General features: G+C 37.5%; 11 protein-coding genes. All 11 read right to left on the reverse strand.

All coding sequences use genetic code 11. The features are described from left to right. Positions 1-515: 515 nt before the first annotated feature. The 11 genes from ACFPM4_RS12950 to ACFPM4_RS13000 all read right to left on the reverse strand — a co-directional run bounded on the left by ACFPM4_RS12950 (position 516) and on the right by ACFPM4_RS13000 (position 18,949). A complete protein-coding gene (locus tag ACFPM4_RS12950; RefSeq protein WP_382352403.1) occupies positions 516-1,946 on the reverse strand; it encodes a sulfatase family protein in 1,431 nt (476 codons plus the stop codon). A gap of 105 nt (positions 1,947-2,051) precedes the next feature. Next, the gene (locus ACFPM4_RS12955) at positions 2,052-4,460 is read right to left on the reverse strand and encodes a beta-galactosidase (protein WP_382352406.1); all 2,409 of its coding nucleotides are present in this window, start codon (positions 4,458-4,460) and stop codon (positions 2,052-2,054) included. Between the two features lie 65 nt (positions 4,461-4,525). Beyond that, positions 4,526-6,592 carry a glucoamylase family protein gene (locus ACFPM4_RS12960; RefSeq protein ID WP_382352409.1) on the reverse strand — a complete coding sequence of 689 codons (2,067 nt, stop codon included), beginning with the start codon at positions 6,590-6,592 and terminating at the stop codon, positions 4,526-4,528. A gap of 43 nt (positions 6,593-6,635) precedes the next feature. Beyond that, positions 6,636-7,586 carry a carbohydrate ABC transporter permease gene (locus tag ACFPM4_RS12965; RefSeq protein ID WP_318281082.1) on the reverse strand — a complete coding sequence of 317 codons (951 nt, stop codon included), beginning with the start codon at positions 7,584-7,586 and terminating at the stop codon, positions 6,636-6,638. A 16-nt stretch (positions 7,587-7,602) separates the two neighbouring features. Further along, positions 7,603-8,469 carry a carbohydrate ABC transporter permease gene (locus ACFPM4_RS12970; RefSeq protein ID WP_144925881.1) on the reverse strand — a complete coding sequence of 289 codons (867 nt, stop codon included), beginning with the start codon at positions 8,467-8,469 and terminating at the stop codon, positions 7,603-7,605. After that, on the reverse strand, positions 8,466-10,745 hold the full coding sequence (locus ACFPM4_RS12975) for a DUF5696 domain-containing protein (protein ID WP_382352413.1): 2,280 nt from the start codon (positions 10,743-10,745) through the stop codon (positions 8,466-8,468). Before ACFPM4_RS12975 ends, ACFPM4_RS12970 begins: the two co-directional genes overlap by 4 nt. Further along, complete coding sequence (locus ACFPM4_RS12980) at positions 10,738-12,759, reverse strand: SMP-30/gluconolactonase/LRE family protein (RefSeq protein ID WP_144925887.1); 2,022 nt, start codon at positions 12,757-12,759, stop codon at positions 10,738-10,740. Before ACFPM4_RS12980 ends, ACFPM4_RS12975 begins: the two co-directional genes overlap by 8 nt. 15 nt (positions 12,760-12,774) lie before the next feature. Next, positions 12,775-13,650, reverse strand: coding sequence for a carbohydrate ABC transporter permease (locus tag ACFPM4_RS12985; RefSeq protein WP_144925890.1), 876 nt, complete (start codon positions 13,648-13,650; stop codon positions 12,775-12,777). A gap of 18 nt (positions 13,651-13,668) precedes the next feature. Continuing rightward, entirely contained in the window at positions 13,669-14,559 is an 891-nt protein-coding gene (locus ACFPM4_RS12990) for a carbohydrate ABC transporter permease (RefSeq protein ID WP_318281083.1), read from the reverse strand. After that, positions 14,546-17,545 (reverse strand): extracellular solute-binding protein, encoded by a 3,000-nt coding sequence (locus ACFPM4_RS12995; RefSeq protein WP_382352418.1) that lies wholly within the window; start codon positions 17,543-17,545, stop codon positions 14,546-14,548. The genes ACFPM4_RS12990 and ACFPM4_RS12995 overlap by 14 nt, the downstream gene beginning before the upstream one ends. 27 nt (positions 17,546-17,572) lie before the next feature. Then, the gene (locus ACFPM4_RS13000; protein ID WP_382352421.1) at positions 17,573-18,949 is read right to left on the reverse strand and encodes an ABC transporter substrate-binding protein; all 1,377 of its coding nucleotides are present in this window, start codon (positions 18,947-18,949) and stop codon (positions 17,573-17,575) included. Between the last annotated feature and the right edge of the window lie 213 nt (positions 18,950-19,162).

Below are 19,162 nucleotides of genomic sequence, written 5' to 3' on the forward strand. Positions count from 1 at the left end.
ACCCTCAGTTTAAAAATCTAAATTGCTGAGGTTTATTTCCTATGCCAAAAATTTATATTGTATAATAATTAAATGTTAAATTTACACTTGACTAATCGTAGGAAATGAGGCTGGGACAGAGGAATATGGATGCAAATAAAAACCGAACTATAACTTGATTTTAAAACAAGATAGTTTGGTCACCTTTTCAATCACAAAAATTTTATGGTTACCAGCGGAGGAAATACACGAAGACTCCTGCGGGAATAAAGGCCTCGATGAGACCCCGCAGGCGTTTAGCGCCGAGGAGGCTCATTAGCCGCCCGCGGAAAGCGAAGTGTATTTCCGAAGCGTTATAGCTACACTTACATTGTTCGGATTTACATTCAAGTCAAATGGTTATGTCCCAACCTCTTTATTTTTTGATAAAAACCTTGCTTTAAGAGACTTCAATATAAACAACATAAAAGGACAGCCTACTGTTATTACGTTAACTAATAGGCAGCCCCTAGTATTAATAATTCGCTATGAATATATTATTTAGCTTTAATATTCTTCAAAAACTCATCTCGTAAATCTTCTCGACCGATAACTTTACTTAAGCGATTCTCCCACATTTCTTTTGTCACATATTTATATGGACCCGTCTGCACGACAAGTGGCAGTGGATCAGGTTGTTTCCCTGGTTGCACATGTTCATGTGTCCATTTTTGCAACAAATGATCTAATTCTGCAACAATGTCTTCCCGCTCTTCTGCAAGATTCTTTGTCATATTAGGGTCATCTTTCATATTATATAATTCTATCGGTTCTAGTGGCACGACGCCAGGATGATAGGTTCGCATTAACAACCAATCATCTGTACGAACGGAACGACTAACACTATATAAACCATGATCCCATACTAAATATTCACGAGCTTCATAGTCTTCCTCTCTAAGTAATGACGCAAACGACTTACCATCCCATTTTTTCGGTACTTTAATGCCAAGTAAATCAACTATTGTAGCAGTTAAATCAACATTATAGACAAGTTCATTGAATCGTTTATTCTTCTGTTTCATTCCTGGCCATTTTATTATCATTGGGATATTATGGACTGCTTCATCGGCACATACATGGTCCCCATATATACCGTGTTCCCCCATTGCTTCCCCATGGTCCCCACTAATAACGATTGCTGTTTCGTCCATGATTCCAAGCTCTTCTAGTTTTGCAAATAAGCGTCCTAGCTGCTCGTCCATGAATCGGATAGAGCCGTCGTATGCATCTACAAATGCTTTAAAATCATCCGAATTACGGATTCGGTCCGGAATGGAAGGTGCATTACTTTTTCCATCTCCGTGTGGAAAAAGGTTAAGAGCACTGAATGGAGCATAATTATCTTGATGGCTCGCAATCGCTTCCGCATCTGGCCATGCTGGTGGTGGTGTATCCTTAAACATCTCTTGATATTCTACTGGCATCGTATAATTTCGGTGTGGATCCCAAACTTGTAAATGTAAGAAATAATTATCATCACGTCCATTTTCATCTAACCATGGTAACACCGCATCCATTACTTCATCTGCATCTTCATTACCCTTCTTTAACGTATGGGTATGGACCTCATTCCAACCAGCCATAAACCAAAAAGCATCATGACGATCAGCAAACGAAGAAAACGTTGCCAATTTATAGCCTTGGTTACGCAAATAACGGATGAACATTGGTTGGTCCGGATGATTACTAATTCGGAAATCACAACCAGGTCCCCAATGTGTTAAAACACCGTGATTAATTCCAAACATTCCACTCGCAAATGATGCTCTTGATGGAACACATGGTGAGCTAGCACAATATGCCCGTGTAAAACTTACACCTTGCTCTGCAATCTTATCAATATTAGGAGTAGTATTTCGGTGATATCCATTAGCTCCAATATGCTTTGGTCGTAACGAATCAATATCAATATAGATAACTCGCATTTCCTCATCTCCCCATATTATGTAAAGAACCATATTAGAGCTTGTCTAATATGGTTCTGATTTAATATCATTTTACAACAAATCAGTATCTGTTTTCTGATTTTTTTAATTAAACTTTATAATTAATTGTGGATCTGCTTTACCATGCTTATTGGAATAAACATATGTGATTCCATTCTTTTGTTCCACTTTATAATCACTATTTGCAACGATTTCTTTATCTGTTTTAAGAGCAATAACATCTTGTGCTTGCGTTAAGCGGAATTCAATTGCGTTTGCTTCCACATTCAAAATTTCTGCAGTGGAATAAACAATTTCGCCTATATCAAGCTTAAGATTTATCGGCAGCATTACTGCTTCTTTATTTTGTAAAAGAATATCGCGGCCTTCAAATAATGCTTCACCATTGTGGTATAGTTTAAATTCTTTATCTAATCCATCAAGATTGATTAAGTGGATAAAGCGTTCACCTTCAGCGTTAGCAGTTGATGTACTGAAGATACCGTGATCCTCATAATCATGTGTAAGTGTAGCTTTCACACCTAATTGCTCAAAGATTCGACCAAAGAATGTTAAATCACATGGATAGTAAGCTGCAATCACTACTGCTCTACCCTTTCCAACTGTCGCATCAAATGCACACATTTCATTCGTACCGTATACCTCTAGAATAGGGGTAGCAGTATCAGATGTTAATGTTTGTGCAATATGTGTACGAGTTTCAGGACGTGGCGCTGCCCAGTTCACTGCATTTACAGATAAGTAGTATCCGTGATACCCATGCTTTTCTCCTGTTACTTTAACATCAAGAGCATCTGCAAGGAGCGTGCACTCATTACCTTCCATATCAAACTGTGGTACTTCACCATATAAGAGGATTTTTCCTCCTTCATTCATGAAATTCACTAGTTTTTCCTGAACATGTGCTGCCATATATTTTGCTGATGGAAGCGCAAGAATTTCTGTATCTTCTACAGAGAAAGGTTTATTTTGAATATCAATCGAACCGAAGCGGTGACCTTTAAGTAGCATTGCACGCGCTACGCTTTCCCATGCTCCACCACGGTCCCGGTTACGAGTTAGATTTTCAAGAATGTCTTTCATCTTCTCACTATGTGGGTAGTGGTATTCCGTCATATAATAATCTGGAATAAAAGCAAAAGCGATATTATCTCTTTCTTCATCCATTGCAGCTACCTTATCCGCTACAGCTGTTAATGTTTTTACGGAACGAGCCATTCTCGGGAATGTGTAATTTAACTTTCCTGTTGGACCAACTGGAGCTGCGAATCCGTGATGCTCTCCAGTTGCTGCAATCCGGTCATTTCCGTCTCCTGGTAATTCATCTAGACGATAGTTACGACCACCTGCGAATAAGTAATAGTTTATTAGTCTAGCACCTTGTGCTACACACATTCTTGCACGGAAGTCTGTTGCTGATGGATCATTTCTACCACTTAGGTTATTACCAAAGTTTCCGTCTCCACAGTTAAATTCAACGGATGTGATTGGTTGATCTGGTAGGTGAACAGAATCCATGAATCCATTTAATAAATATAAATCTTGGAATGTTTCCATCGTGATGTCACCAAAGTAAATATCAGATCCAGAAAGATAACCAGGTTCTTGGTAAGTTTCATATAATTGGCTAATTCCAATTGGGAACGTAAATGCACGTCCTCCACCCATACCGTGAATATTCACGACAAATGGGATACCTTTTACACCGAACTCTTCCGCATAGCTTCTTAATACTGATACATATTTTGTAAAACGATGGCGCATATAATAGCCAAGGTCTTTCATTAAGTACAATGAATATGATTCTTTTGGTGAACGAATTGCATTATTACGTGCTTCCTTATTGGAAAAATCAATTGGATAGCGTTCTGACAATGTATTCGCATCATATTTTTCTGATACCCACTCAGTAAAATCATCTAATACAAAATCCGTTAAGTCTGGAGTGTTACTTACCCAAGATAACATACCAATTTCATTATCTAATTGGAAAGCGATAATATTACCATTTGGATATATACGAGGTGCTGCAACTTCCATTAATGCTTCATACCATTTCTTCGCACTCTCTAGGAATCCTGGGTGTAAATAGTCTACTGTCGGTGTTGTAGCAGGCTTTTCATCCCAGCCAATAGGAACGATTTCTGGATACTTTTCATAAACCCAATATGGTAAACCTTCATTTTTCATTTCTGCCATAATAAATGGTCCTGGACGAAGGAAGAAGTATAGTCCATTTTCTTGACATAGATCAATAAATGCTTGAAGATCTGTTTCTGGACGTGTCTTACCAGTAAGGTCAAACTCTCCTTCTACTGGCTCGTGAATAAGCCATGGCACATATGTGGCAACTGCATTCATACCTGCCATTTTCAATTTATCAATGCGGTCTTGCCAATCTTCACGATCAAGACGGTAATAATGAATTTCCCCTGCCATAATTAATTGTGGCTTTCCATCTATTAAAATTTGCTTATTTTTAATTTCAATCATGCTGTATCACTCCAGCCTAATTATTTTTTGAGGGACAAGGTTCCTGACCCCATGTCCCTCTATCCTTATTGCTCTATTTTTAGTGTGAATTCACTTTCAACTTTCGTGCCTGTACGAGCTTCTTTAAAGATAATTCCTTTTGCTTTTGACTTTGGTACAACTTCGAATTTGATGAATTTCCCTACATCTTCTTCCTTAACGGTATACGATAGTGAAGTTGCTCCGTCGATTGGTTCAAAATCACCTTTACTCTTATCAGATATATACCACTGATATGTTGAATCGCCTTCCTCTTCACCTAAAGGATCGTAATAAACGTATGAACCTGTAAGTGTCTTACCGACAATAGAATCTCCATGAATTACGACATGATGAGCAGCTGGTTGATGTTGAATGAATTGAAGATCATCCATGTAAATTTCTTTTGTGCTATCAGCTTCTGGTAGAATACGAATAGTAGAGACTTCATCGATTACTTCTGGTTGATCAGAAAGATCCCATAGAAGTTCATTCCATTCATCCTTTTCAGAGAGTTTAAATTCCTCTGAGACAAGTTCTTTACCATCCTCATCTAAGAGCGTCACCGTAATGGCAGCGTCACCATAAATATGTGCTCGTAGCATATCAAACTCTTCTTCATCATCTATTTCATGTAAATGAGCAGAGATTTCATTTCCAACTTCAACTTTTAAACTGTACAATCCTGTAAATGCTCGTTCATCACTCATTTGTAGGCCGTTTACATCTTTTGCGAACCAACCGTCATGAAATACATTGCCTTCAAAGTCATCGATTACGACCGTATTTTTTGGTGTTAAACTAACCTTTTTCAGTCCACTTTGAACATATTTATTTTGCATAAATAAGTCCCAAATAAGGCCTGTACGGAAGTTCTCAATCATTAATAGTGTTATTCCTTTATTAATGCCAATCACATCTGTCGCATACCAATCTGGTTCAACGTCAAGATTGTATGCATCTTTAAATCCATATTTCCCCCATAATTCTGGGTGATTTTCTTTATAATTCTTCAGTGCATCGATCGTTTCCTCCGGAGTAAAAACAATGGAACCAGCAGCACCAGCCGGTGGGACTGTACCATCCACAAAATGGGCATCGTTATTAAAGCCACTTGGTGCATCACCATAAAGTCCGTTGTACCCCTTTGGACCATCACTTGCCGTCATCCCCCAAGAATTAGAGCCTAATGTTTCAAAGTTTTTTCCTTGGTCAATGGCATATTTTCTGCTAGTTAAAGAAGCAATAATAGAATTGCTATACCAGTCTACACCTTTTTTATCTTCTAGATGTCGCAGATCAAACCAAGCATGGGAGAACTGATATGTAAAAATAGAGCCAAACCAGGAGTGAATAAATTTAGGATACCCACCATACCCTGCTAAATGGCGCTGAAAATCATAAAACATATCTGTGTTCGTTGGATGTGTAGGAGATGCGGACCCTAGGAAATACATCATTAGTTGCTCCGCGTAAAAGTCCCAATTTCCTGCAAATCCACTTTCAGGATGGTAGCCCATGTAGAACATATTTCTATTTTTATCTCGGTACCATTCCCAATCAACACGCTTGTATAGTTGCTCAGCTTTATCTTTTATTTCGCCTCCGAAATATTCCGCGGCAACAAAAGCACCGTTGATTGCAATAGCCGTATCGATAACGGAAACTTCACTATTCCAAGCTCTTTTTCCTGTATTCATATCCAGAAAATGATAAAAATGGCCGTTTACATGCTCAGCCGTATTTAACAATGTATTTAATGTACCTAACGTTCTTTCATATGCCTCATCATGTGTTACCCAGCCTCTCTCCACTCCAATAACGTAAGCAGATAAGCCGTACCCTACAGATGCAACACTACTTATACCAGGTGCCCCTGGGTAACGATCTCGAATGAGACCATACCCAGGACTACCTTCTTGTGTTGTTGTTTCATTCCAAAAGAAATCAAAACTCTTCCTAGACTCTTCATCTAGTAGTGCTTCTGTTTCTTTATCTAACGTTGGTCCTTTTTTTGCGATACTAAACCAACCCATGTTATTGCCTACTATTAACCCTGCACCAACTGCAACTATAACAATAACAGCAATAACTGCTAATTTAAGGCGATTCATACAATTTACTACTCCCTTAAATATCCTTTTACCTATGGAGACATTATTCTCCTGTAATACCAGATCGGTCTACACCTTCTACGAACCAACGTTGTGTAATGAAGTAGACAATCAACAATGGCAAAATGGATAGTAATGTTCCAGCTAACCTAATTGCCTCATTTATTTGGTTACCACTCATTTCCATACCAACAGGGAACATCTTCTGATATGTTGCTACGAATTTTTCAAGTTCTAGTGGTAATGTAGACAAGGCATTTCCAAAGTAAATGGATGCCAAGTATGTCTCATTCCAATACCAAACAAATGAGAAGAGGAAGGAAATAATAAATGATGGTACTGCCATCGGAATTGCAATGGTAAGGAATATTCTCAAATGTCCCGCACCATCAATTTGCGCTGCTTCCTCTAGTGCCTTCGGTAAAGCTTTAAAGAATTGATAGAAAATCAAGATGAATATAGCACTATTTAACCCTTGTCCTGTAACTGCCGGTAGTAAAAATGCGTTTAGACTACCAAGAATATTTAATTCATTGAAGAATATATATCTTGGAATCAACGTTACTGGTGCCGGTATGATAAATGTTGCAAGTACAAGCGCAAAAATAGTCTTCTTAAATGGGAAATCGAACCGTGCTAATCCATACCCGATAACAGCTGCTATTGCAGTTTGTACTATAGATGGCAATACTGTTACATACAGCGTCTCTAGTAGTGTAGGTATGAAATCCAATACTTGAATAGCTCTCTCATAGTTCCCTACATAAAATGTTGTCGGAATCCAGTTAACAAGTGGATTTAAAATATCATCCAATGTCTTGAAGCTATATACTCCTAAATAGATGATCGGATATAAGTAAACAAATCCGATTCCTATTAATAGTCCATATATCAGCACTTTTACAAGGAACCCATCAGTTCCATGCATCCCCAACAGCCATCTTTTTACTTTTATATAAAGATTCTCTGCTCTTTTTAGTGTTAAATTTTGCACATTGAACCCTTCCTTTTTAAGAGTGTTTTTGCTTTCTCCGCAATGTCATAATACCGACTGTGAGTGCAAGTGCAAGTGTGATAATGACAAAGTAAATCCAAGATAATGCTGACGCATAACCGAAACCAGTATCGATTCTAAACATATTTTCTTGGATGTGCCCAATCACTGCATTGAGTGAGAAAACTGAGTAAGTAACAATTGTATAAATGAGAGTAACAACAATCATTGGTACAAGACTTGGTAATGTCAGTTTCCAAAATGCTTCCCATGGTGATGCACCGTCAATCATAGCTGCTTCATACATTGATCTATCTATTTTTTGTAGAGCTGCTAAGAAGATTAAGATCTGAACACCTGAGAACCATAAAATAACAATTAAGTTTTCTACCAAATAAAGTAATATCCCATTTAGAAAGCCATCTGGATTCGCACTCAACGCTTCATAAATTGCATACTGTTCGATTGTAGGGATTGTTGTAATCCCTTGATCGATAAGTTCCTGAATAACAGGACCACTAGTAATGATAACCGGTAAGAAGAAAATCGTCCGGAACATTCCACGAAATTTAACCTTCTGATTTAATAACAAGGCGATTATCAAAGAAAAAACAATAATAATTGGAACAGAGATAACTAGTTCCTTTAAATAAGTTAACAAGTGGTCCACAAAGGTTGCATCGACTGCAAAAGCATACTCATAGTTATCAAACTTAACAAAGGTTGTTTGTATACCACTCGTTGTAATTTTTACCTTTTGAAAACTTAAATACAAAGAATAGAGTAGAGGATATGCAGTAAAAATTAGAAAACCAATAATCCAGGGCGCTACGAATAGTAAACCTGTTCTGCTGTTTCTTGCTCTAAGCCCTTTTAATTTCACTGCTCTCCCCCCCTATTTACTACAGCGTACTCTTTGGAGCCAATCGAAATTCCATCTGTACTGTAATCTGAATTTGTATAGTTGACAATAATCGTTTTGCCATTTGAGTAGGAAACTTCTACAATACCACTCTTCGGTACATTTCTACCTTCAATGGTTGCAGATTCGACTTGACCCAATGTTTCCTTCACTTTGTTATATTGGCTAATAATATCGTCCTTCCAAATGGAAAACTCAGATGTATAGATGTGACTAGATGGTGTATCCGCAAGCAAGTTAGAAGATTCCTGTGTCAAGATGAAGGATGGATATGCTCCATACTCAATCAAGCGTAAAATTTGATCTTCTGGATTCGAATTAAAGTTTGAGAATGGTGCGTAATACGGAATATAGCCTTTCAATACTATTTGAAGAAACGGAACTGTATCTGTTTCATACACATAGTTTGAAGAATGCATTGGAACATCTAAATATTTATCAGTAACCTTCCAAGCATAAACATTTGGCTTATACAGCGCAGTAGAACCAACTTCTTCTCTTAAATGCGTCAAAATATCATTGTACGTATTTAGTGTTTCTTCTCTAGTTAAGGAACCTTCCTTACTGAAATCAGAAAACAGTGTGTAACCAGTTGAATCAATTGCTAAGTTTTCCATACCATAATTTTGATACTCTTTTACATCTTTTTTAGCCATTTCTAAAGCTTTTAATGGTGATAAGAAGTATGCTGTATATCCCCAGTGTCTATAGCTGATGATTTCAGAGCTTATTTTCTTGGCGACATCTTTACTTCCAGAGAAGCCACCTGCACCTTCAAATGCAGTTGTATAATCACTGTAGAAGTACATTGGAATATCTTCTTCTTTTAATGAAGCAATTGTATCTTTCACATTCCCTTTACTACCAAGCTTTCTCTCAAATGGGAACTTTTTAGGTAATGTACCTGTTAATCCCCCTTTAGACCAGCCTTTATAAACAACAAACATGTCTTCTATACCATTATTTTGTAGTTCATCCACTATCTCAGGAACTCGCTCAATCTCTGTCATTGGGATTACAGAATCCCAGAACAAGCCTTCTTTAATTTCTCCGCCAAGAAATTCTAGGCGTAGATCCACTTCGCCAGCAACTTTTGGTAACTGGTCATTTGCAACTAAGTAGTCACGATATTTTTTCGCCATACCAACATAGTCTGCATCTTCATTACTTAAGAATGAATAACGAACTTGAACATCTAACTCATTCATCTCATCTTGATATACGTTAATTCCACTCATACTCTTACTTGTTGGTTGGTAATATTGGTAACGATAATGGAATTGAGATGAGACTCTGTTAAAGTCAGTTGTTGCTCCAGAGGAATAAGCTACGATATCACCGTATGCATATCCATCTTCCACAACTGCAACATATCCATTTTGTTTAACACCATGTACAGCACCAAACACCGGCATTGTTACTTGTTCAACCGGAACAATAGCTCTTCTTGTACTAGAACTTGTCGCTCTTCGAGATAAAATTCCTTCATCCCTTCCAAAAATAGGTGCAACAAATGGTGCAACAGATTTTTTCGGTTTTTCAAAGCGAACAAGCGCCCCACTTCCATCAGGGATAAACATATACCCAGGAATATCATCTTCGTTAACAGCTCCGAAGAAAGGATACAGTTGTAAAGAAATCAGTTTGTTGTATTTATCCTCTTTAATTTTATCCTGAGGTATTGATACAACTAAATCTGATCCTTCTAGGCTAACATCTACTTGCAATGTTAGCTTCGACTGATATAGGAAGATATTTGCTGAGAAACCATTATCCGTTATTGTTACGTCAGGAGTAGAATCATTCGTTAAAATGCTTTCTGACTTTTCCCTACCTTGGCGATCCGTATAATTAACCGTAATCGCAGATTGAACAATCTGTTTCCAAGTTGTATTCAAACGATAATTATCTGGTTCATCTAATCCTGATGCCCAAATATATCCAGTGTCTTTATTTTCAATTTTAATTGCTAATGAATCTTCTTCCACATATAAAATTAAATCTTCATTTTCTGCAGCTTTTGTATAGCCTTCAAGGGAAGACTGCATATTTATTTCTTGGTTTTCATCTGTCTCAGGTTGCGTAAATTGAGCCGATGTATAGCGTGTTGAATAATCGATTTGTTGAGCCATTTCATCGATTACATCATCTGCATCATTAAGTGATTGGTTCGCAACCACTAGTAGAGGCACAGCCATTAATACAGCGACACAAACTATTAAAATTTTCTTAAACACGCAGCATAACCTCCCTTATGATGGAATAGACGAAGTCATACACTTGATCCATCAGGACAAAAATGATGAAAACGACGAGTAGTAATATTGCCATTCCGAACAAAGTGACTAAGATATTTCCGATAGTACCAGAAATAGAGAAATTGTGAATTTCTTTAATCATGATGAACAGAATGATTAAGCACCAACTATAAATGATTAGCATAGAGAATTCATATATAAATGACTCGTTCAATGTTAATCCGTTAGATACTAATGTTACAGGCAAGCTCAATACGATATATGGAGCAAGGGAATAAACTGTCCCTACATATATATCACGGAATTTACCTTCACCATCGTTAATTGTACTTACTAAGAAGTTAACGATAATAAATGCTAATAAAGGAATAAATACAATTCCAACCTCAAACATTAAGTTTGCTTCTGCACCTCGAGTTGGTGAGAAAATAAAGCCTGTTTGGAATCGATTAATTAAAAATACCGCGAATAAAACAATATATAGAATCGTTGCCGATAATACCGATGCCTTACCTAATCTTTGTAAGTCATAGAAACTTTCAATTGGGTGACGGAAGAATCGGAAAAGGAATAGTAATTCCGAAATAAGTTTTACACTTGTTACTTTCTTCCATTGGCGACGTGCTCCATCCAATATATGTTTCTTTTTATCCCAGAACCTAATTCCTGCGTACAGTACATAAAGAACAAAAAGAATAATGATGACTGTACCTAGATTCTCTTGTAGCCATTGATGGCGTACTTCCCAAAAGGCATCTGAATAGCCCTCTACATCGTTTGCGAACTTAAAGGAATCTAATGCTTCTTCAAATTGTTGCTGTTTGAAGTATGCTTTTCCCATCGCAGAGTGAGCAAGTCCGAAAGAAGAATTCAGTTGCAACACTTCTTCCCAATACTCTTGACTCTCTACGTATAAGCCCTCTTTATACAATGCAATACCTGCATGAGTAAGTTGGGAGAATGTAGTTCTTTCAAATGCCTGAATCATCCCAAGCTCTTTGTCTGTTACATACACTCTTCCTTCTTCATCAACAGCAATACCGCTTGGCTGTTTAAACAGTCCTAAACGATTGGAGCCATCATCTGGACCTCCAAAAATGAACAAGAGATTTCCATAACTGTCATATTCGTAAATATCCCCTGTTGCAGCAATTGCAAATATATTTCCGTCCTTATCTACTGCAATATCAACGAGGTTGGTTGCAGCAATGATATCAGGATCAAACATATTTTTCCCTGCAACATTTAATTTCTTAATAATTTCATTTGTAGTACCTGTTGTCACTGAATAAATTAGACCTTGTTTATCAATAGCCATATTATCAGGTGCAGGTGGGGTTTTCATGAATAGTCTTGATCGTGCTTCTTCAGATGTAATTAATTTACGGAGCATCGAACCAAAAGTAGATTGTGTTCTGTTTACACCGTAGAATCCAAGAAATTCCCCGGATTGGCTAAGCTGGATAATACCATTCGTAGAGCCCTCACCGACTACATAAATATTCCCTCTACGATCAATACCTACTTTTTGCGGTTTATACGGTGATCTTGATCCGAATAATGGTGACTCTGGTCTACCATATTCACGGATTAGTTCACCTTCACTAGAAAAGCGAAAGACTACTTCTTTTTGATAATCCGCAACATAAATATCGCCGCCTTCATCTACAAAGACACCAGTCGGTAACCCGAGGATGCCCTCACCTACTTCAGCTAATACTGTCCCTTGTTGATTAAATACAATAACTTTCTTCGTACCAGAATCGACTACATACATAATCCCGTTATCATCAATATAAATATCTTCGGGATTCACAATCTCTTCATCTGCCAGTAGAAGTCCTAATGGTTCATAAGCAGTTTGTGTATTTACAATTTCACCATCTGGTGCAATTGTCATCGTATCGTATGGAGCTACTGCTGAAGCAACTGAAAGAAAGGGAAAAAGGACTAATATAAGTGTACAAATTAACAGTTTTGATAATCGTTGCATTTTTTCCCCTCCTCGTTACTTGATACCTGAGTGTGCCATCGTATTCATTACTTGGCTTTGTAAAAAGATAAAGATAATTAGATTTGGCAAGAACATAATTAATGATGCTGCCGCTGCGATCCCTTGACCGGCTACTGTATTACCTGTATTAGAAGCTAATGTAGACATATAGAATGCAAATGTCTTTAAGCCTTCATCGTTTACATATAACGTAGATGTTTCCACGTTATTCCATACAGCTTGGAACGTTAAGATTGCCACTGTAGCAATTGCTGGTTTTATAAGTGGTAAAACAATTGTTGTGAAAATACGGAACTCTGAAGCACCATCAATTCTTGCAGCTTCGATTAAGGAGTCAGGTATTTGGTCAATAAACTGTTTTACTAAGAACAAACCAACTGGCATAGCTAACAATGGGAATATATGAGCCCAGAAAGAATCTAAAAGACCAATGTTTTCGATAAATAAATATCTTGGAATCCCTACTGCAGCAGGAACAAACATTAGTGCTAATGTATTAATTTCAAAAATAATATTTTTCGTACGGAATTTACGCTTTGATAGAGCGTAGCCCGCCATCGTACTAAATAAGATTGTCAGTATTAAAACAATGATTGTTACTACAATACTGTTGAATAAATACCGGGTAATCGGTATTCCTGTTGTATTGGTTTGTGCAAACAAGTCAATGAAATTCTGGAAAGTTGGCTTTTGCACATAAAACCTTGGTGGATATGCAAATAATTCATCAATTGGTTTAAACGCGTGAAAAAAGATATACACAATTGGCAATGCCATAAAGATAGCCAGCGGTACTAGATACGCATAGAATTTCAGCTGGCTTTTATGGAACTTTTTCGGGTTCATCTTAGTGCCTTGAAAGGCTGACATGTTGATCACTCCTTGTCATTAGTCCTTCTCTCCAAACAGTTTAAAGGCCACTTTTGAAAACACGTATACGACGAGAAGCAATACTACTGAAACTGCAGCAGCATACCCCATTTCATAGCGAATAAAACCAAAGTCCTCTAAGTGGTTAACCATCAATTGACCAGCGTATTGAGGTGTTGGGTTTGCACCTGATAACTGTACCCCAATTGCTCCGGCTTGGAATGTTCCCACTACCGCCATTACGGCACCGAACAACATTTGTGGTTTCATAGATGGAATAGTGATATAAATGATCTCTTGGAAACGATTCCTAATACCATCGATATAACCAGCTTCATATATTTCGCTATCAATGTTTAACACCCCGGAAAGCATGGCAAGGAACCCTACCCCCATACTTCCCCAAAGTGTTACAACAATCATTATCGTCATTAAGTGATCAGGAGACTGTAGAAATTGAATTGGCTCAAAAACTGCTCCCATTGTAATTAACATGGCATTTAAATAACCTGTTTCATCACCGCTAAAGATAATTGTCCAAACAACTGACATTGCGACACCAGCAGTCATCGAAGGTGAGTAAATAATCAATGCCAAGATAGTTCTCGGTAATTTGGAAATTTGCGCCAATGACCAAGCTAATATAAAGGATAGTACATAACCACCTGGTCCAACGATTAATGCAAATGTTAATGTATTAGGCACAACATGTTGCATAAATACTTCGTCTTGGGTTAGTAGGCTTATATAGTTTGCTAATCCTATAAAGGATGGACTTTCTATCGCATTAAAGTACGTAAACGACAAGTATATAGCCGCTACTACCGGTATAACAATAAAGCCTGCGAACATTAGGACATACGGTGAAAGGAATAACCAAGGTGTCCGCTCTAAATTATTTCGCTTCATCTTCATCGCCTGCCCAACTCTCTACTTGTTCAATGGTAGGTATCTGATATGGTTTTACCATTTTCCCGTTTTTCATATATCCGAATTCCTCCAATTTCCGCTGGAACTCGCGGTTAATTGCAATTACGGAATCATCTACAGCAGCCCGAGTATTTTCGCCATCAAACACTATTTTGTTCCATATGTTACTTATTTCCCTCTCTACCATATAAGCAGCAGGATGTTTTGGAACTTCCATTAAATATTCCCATTGTTCTAAAATGACTTCCTTATGCTTTTCTGGCAATGGAAGCATTTTGAACGCTTCAATATTTGCTGTATTCCACATATAAGCAGGACCATATAATGTTTGGATTGTAGACGCAAATTCAGCTTGTGTTTCAGTAGACATCCACCATTTTAGGAATTCCCATGCCTTTTCCTTATCCTTCGTACCTTCAAATATCATGGCAGAAGTTCCTGCTCCAGTTGCCCATCTTTCAACTGACCCGTCCTCTTGCACTACTCCTGGATATGGAGCGATATCCCATGATCCTGCAATTTCCGGTGCAGCTGCTGTCAATTGTACATATGTGTTGAAGCTAGAAATTCCAATTGGCAATGTTGAATACCTGAAATGGTTATAAAAGTTTGGTACTTGTAACGGCATACTATAAATAGTATTTAAGTCTGACATAAACTGAATTGCTTTTAATGCACTCTCTTCAGAAATAGCAGTTGTCATCCCATTTTCCGAATATAATTCTCCATCAAATTGGAAGATATATGGAGCTGTCGTTTGGAACGACTTAAATGCTGCATCCCCAGCTAAAGGTGAGAAGTAGTTCATCCCAAATCTTTGCAATTCCGGTAAAATGGCAACAACTTCGTCCCAATTATCCGGCACTGGTATATTTAAAGAGTCCAGTATATCTCTACGATAAAATTGCACAAAGAAATCTTGTGTTTCAGGTAATGCATATACAGAATCTCCGACCATTAATGATAAGAATGCTCCTGGAGAAAACTGCTTCGTATATGGTTCGAAATCATCAAATTGGTGTAAGTCAACTACTGCACCACGCATCGCTAGTTCATACGGGAGCCAACTACTTACTCCAATTGCAACGTCAGGTTGACTATTTGCCGCACTTGCTAAAATTAGCTTACCTTCATCAGGCATTAGAGAAAACTTAACTTTAATACCTGTTTCTGGCGTAAATAAGCGATCCGCCATATTTTGAGTAAGTTCTACGTATTGACGTGGTCGATTCACCCAAATTTCAATTGTATCTTCATCTACATCATTTGAAACTGCATAGTTATTAGAAGTAAATGATGAGAAGAAACGTTTAACATTAAACCATAAGCCCTTCCAGAAGCCCACTTTAGCATCTGGAATATCATCCGTACCATGTACATAAATTCTGTCTATTAATAATGGTTGTTTTGGTAGTTCCAGTAAAAGATTACCTAACAATTGAGATACAGAAGATGAACCTTCTGTTAACTCTGTTAAGCGATTTGGAACTTTGTCAGGTTCTTTACTTAATGTTCTCAACTTTTGTACAGCGAGATTAAGAGATGCAATATCTTGTGAATCAGTACTACCATTTAATTTTTCTACATATTCGCTTTCTTTTTGTAGGCGGTCTGCCCAGCCAGTTAATGTTTCAGGCACATCCGGGATATATTCACTGATGTTCCATTCCCTCGCTTGGTCAGCTTCTCCACCAGTTAATTTCTTTATGGTTAAAGCGAATTCTTGCATTTCACGGTTAATATCATTAATCTCATTAATCGTTCTTGCAAGTGGCGAAGCATCTGCTTGCAGGGAAATTTCATTTTCACCTTTATCCAAATAGACTAAAAGTGCATCTCCATCCTCATTTGCAAGCGTTACGTTTTTCCACTTTTTACTATGTTCAAAGCGGATATGTGTAGCTTCTTCAAATGGAATCTCTCCATTCACATACAAGTTTCGGAATACAGTTCCACCTGTAGCTTTATTTTGAAGAATTTTAAACGTAACTTGATACAATCCAGCTTCTTCTACATCAATTGTCCAGTTAACTCTTTGTCCGCTTTCCGCCCACGACTCACCGCCAAGTGTATTTAAATACAACTTTTTAGGATCGTTAGGAGAAACAGAAGAACCGATAGTTGCCTCTGGACGAATATAGGAACTATTTTTTGTATAGCCTTTTTCTGCTTCATGCGTTATAAGTGCGTCTGTTTTCGATTCATTAGAAAAATTGCTAATGTAATCATTATAAGTAGGTAGTTGAGTTGGAGAGTGTACAGATACATTACCAACTAACATTTCTCCTCTTAAATTAGTAAGAGTAATTTCGTTCTTACCTTTTTCTAAGTGAAATTTAAGTGGTTCAGCTTGTAAATGACTAGCATCTTCAGCTGATATTGTGGTCCACTCAGGAACTGCAACTTGCTTAGGAATAATCTCATTTCCAAATCTGTCGACATCATAGTCTTCCTGGGCGTTTTTCCATTTGACCGGAAATACGATTCGTCTACTTTCGTAATATGGATATTCTCCATTCACGAGGATTGAACCCTCTATTGGAACAATCTCTTTACTAATCGGATAATAGTCAAAAGATAATTCATAAAGGCCATCGTTCGGAACAGTAACCTCATATGTTAATGACTCTTGATTATGCCAATAGAATACACTATCCCCATAGCCATTACTTTCCCCAGCTGGAACTAAATCGTCCTCATCCACATCGATAAAATCAGACGGAGCAATGAGCGCCTCAAAATTTGAGGCGTCATTAACTCCTTCTTTTTCCCACATTTCAAGGACAGTATGATAGCGTTCTTCTACAACATTTTCGACAGTTTGGTTTATAGCTTGGTCCATAGTTTGATCAGTTGCTTGATCCTTAGTTTGGGTTTGATTTGGTTCTTCCTGTGCCAATGGTGCCCCATAAGGCATTAACAATGAAAACACCAATACCAAACTCACTATGATTTTCGACCTCATACTATCAAACCTCCTAGTAATGTGGCTTTATTTTAAAGCCTCTACTGCTTCTGCATATTTATCATTTGCCAATTTGTTAAGTTGAGTAGCATAATCTTCTACTTTTAACTCACCAGTAACAAAGCTATTAATTAATTGCGCAACACTTGCATTTTCAGATTCTGCAGTTTTCACACCTGTTGGTGCATTCCATCTAGATTGAGCATAACCTGGAACAGTTTTAACTGGTTCTAGAATTGCTTCATCTAATCTGTCATACGCTTTACGAATTCCAGGAATATTTAATTGAGCAAAATATTCATCTAAAATTTCTTGATCACTGTTGATAGGTAGTGTATTTACCACTTTACCTTCTTTAGCTGCGATTTCCATACGCTTCATGAAGCCTTCTTTACCATAAGACATATATTTTGCAAATAGGTAAGCTTCTTCTGGATGAGCAGTTGTTTTAGAAAGACCTAGTAAATCGTTTGTGATTGCAGTTTTTCCACCTGGGATACCGATGAAATCATATTCAAAGCTTGCATTTTCTGCGAATGTGCTATTTGCCCATGTTCCATCCCACCAAATTCCAATGCCACCGTTATACCATACTTCACTTGCATTTTCACCAGAGAAGTTAGCTTTTTGATCATCTGTTAAGTTGTCATAAGCATAACCATTTGTTACAACTTCGTTAGCAAACTTAACACCAGCGATAAATTCATTACTATCTAATTGATATTTACCATCGTTATATGTGTACCAACCCATATCAGGGTTTGCAGCTGCTGGATACCAGTCAGTGATAGAACCAGCATTTTGTAATCCTACTACTCCACCATTAACATTAGTTACTGCTTTAACAGAAGCTTCAAACTCTTCTACAGTAGAATCCATAGTTGGGAAGTCTAGGTTTGCTGAGTTAAATAAATCTTTGTTTACAAAATAACCAAGGAAGTGTTGTGCGAATGGCAATGCAACAACTTTTCCTTCATGCTCTGTTGATTGACGTACAATTTGTGGTACGTTTTTGAAGTCTTCATCTTCAGCTGTCATATACGTAACATCTAAAACCCAGTCATTAGAAAGAGCTAGTGGTAGATCCGGTACTGCAAATACATCTGGCATATTACCAGCACTTGCAGCAGCAGCTAACTGCTCATTCCAGTTACCTGAAATCTCATAAAGTTCAACTTTGATATGAGGGTAATCCTCTTGGAATTGTTTCAACATAAGACGCTCTAGGTTCATATCTTCCTCTGTACCTAGGTTCCAGTGAGCATATGAGATAGTTACTTCTTCTTTATCCCCTGCGTTGTTACCATTATCTTTGTCTTTGTTGTCTTTGTCGTCAGATCCGCCGCATGCTGCAAGAACGAATACTAGACCTAGTACTGCTAATAATGCATACAACTTTTTCATACAATTTCACTCCTAAATGTAAAAAAATTTTATTGAAATAGATGGACCTTCCGTTTGGAAAATCCTATCTAGATTTCACAACATAATTCGACAAAATCTGCACCACATACATGCAGTTCACATTAATTATTTTTCGGAACTTCTAACGTGTTCTATCTTTTTTAGTATCTTTGCCCGTTTTTCTCCATTCATCCATTTTCTTGGGCAAGATTC

It is taken from the genome of Lederbergia graminis (assembly GCF_042655485.1).
In the GTDB taxonomy this organism is placed as follows: Bacteria; Bacillota; Bacilli; order Bacillales; family Bacillaceae_C; genus Lederbergia; species Lederbergia graminis.

Bases quoted from the DNA above. Each gene is read 5' to 3' on its own strand.
- ACFPM4_RS12950 (WP_382352403.1), bottom strand. From the start codon at position 1,946: ATGCGAGTTATCTATATTGATATTGATTCGTTACGACCAAAGCATATT.
- ACFPM4_RS12955 (WP_382352406.1), bottom strand. From the start codon at position 4,460: ATGATTGAAATTAAAAATAAGCAAATTTTAATAGATGGAAAGCCACAA.
- ACFPM4_RS12960 (WP_382352409.1), bottom strand. From the start codon at position 6,592: ATGAATCGCCTTAAATTAGCAGTTATTGCTGTTATTGTTATAGTTGCA.
- ACFPM4_RS12980 (WP_144925887.1), bottom strand. From the start codon at position 12,759: ATGCAACGATTATCAAAACTGTTAATTTGTACACTTATATTAGTCCTT.
- ACFPM4_RS12985 (WP_144925890.1), bottom strand. From the start codon at position 13,650: ATGTCAGCCTTTCAAGGCACTAAGATGAACCCGAAAAAGTTCCATAAA.
- ACFPM4_RS12990 (WP_318281083.1), bottom strand. From the start codon at position 14,559: ATGAAGCGAAATAATTTAGAGCGGACACCTTGGTTATTCCTTTCACCG.
- ACFPM4_RS12995 (WP_382352418.1), bottom strand. From the start codon at position 17,545: ATGAGGTCGAAAATCATAGTGAGTTTGGTATTGGTGTTTTCATTGTTA.
- ACFPM4_RS13000 (WP_382352421.1), bottom strand. From the start codon at position 18,949: ATGAAAAAGTTGTATGCATTATTAGCAGTACTAGGTCTAGTATTCGTT.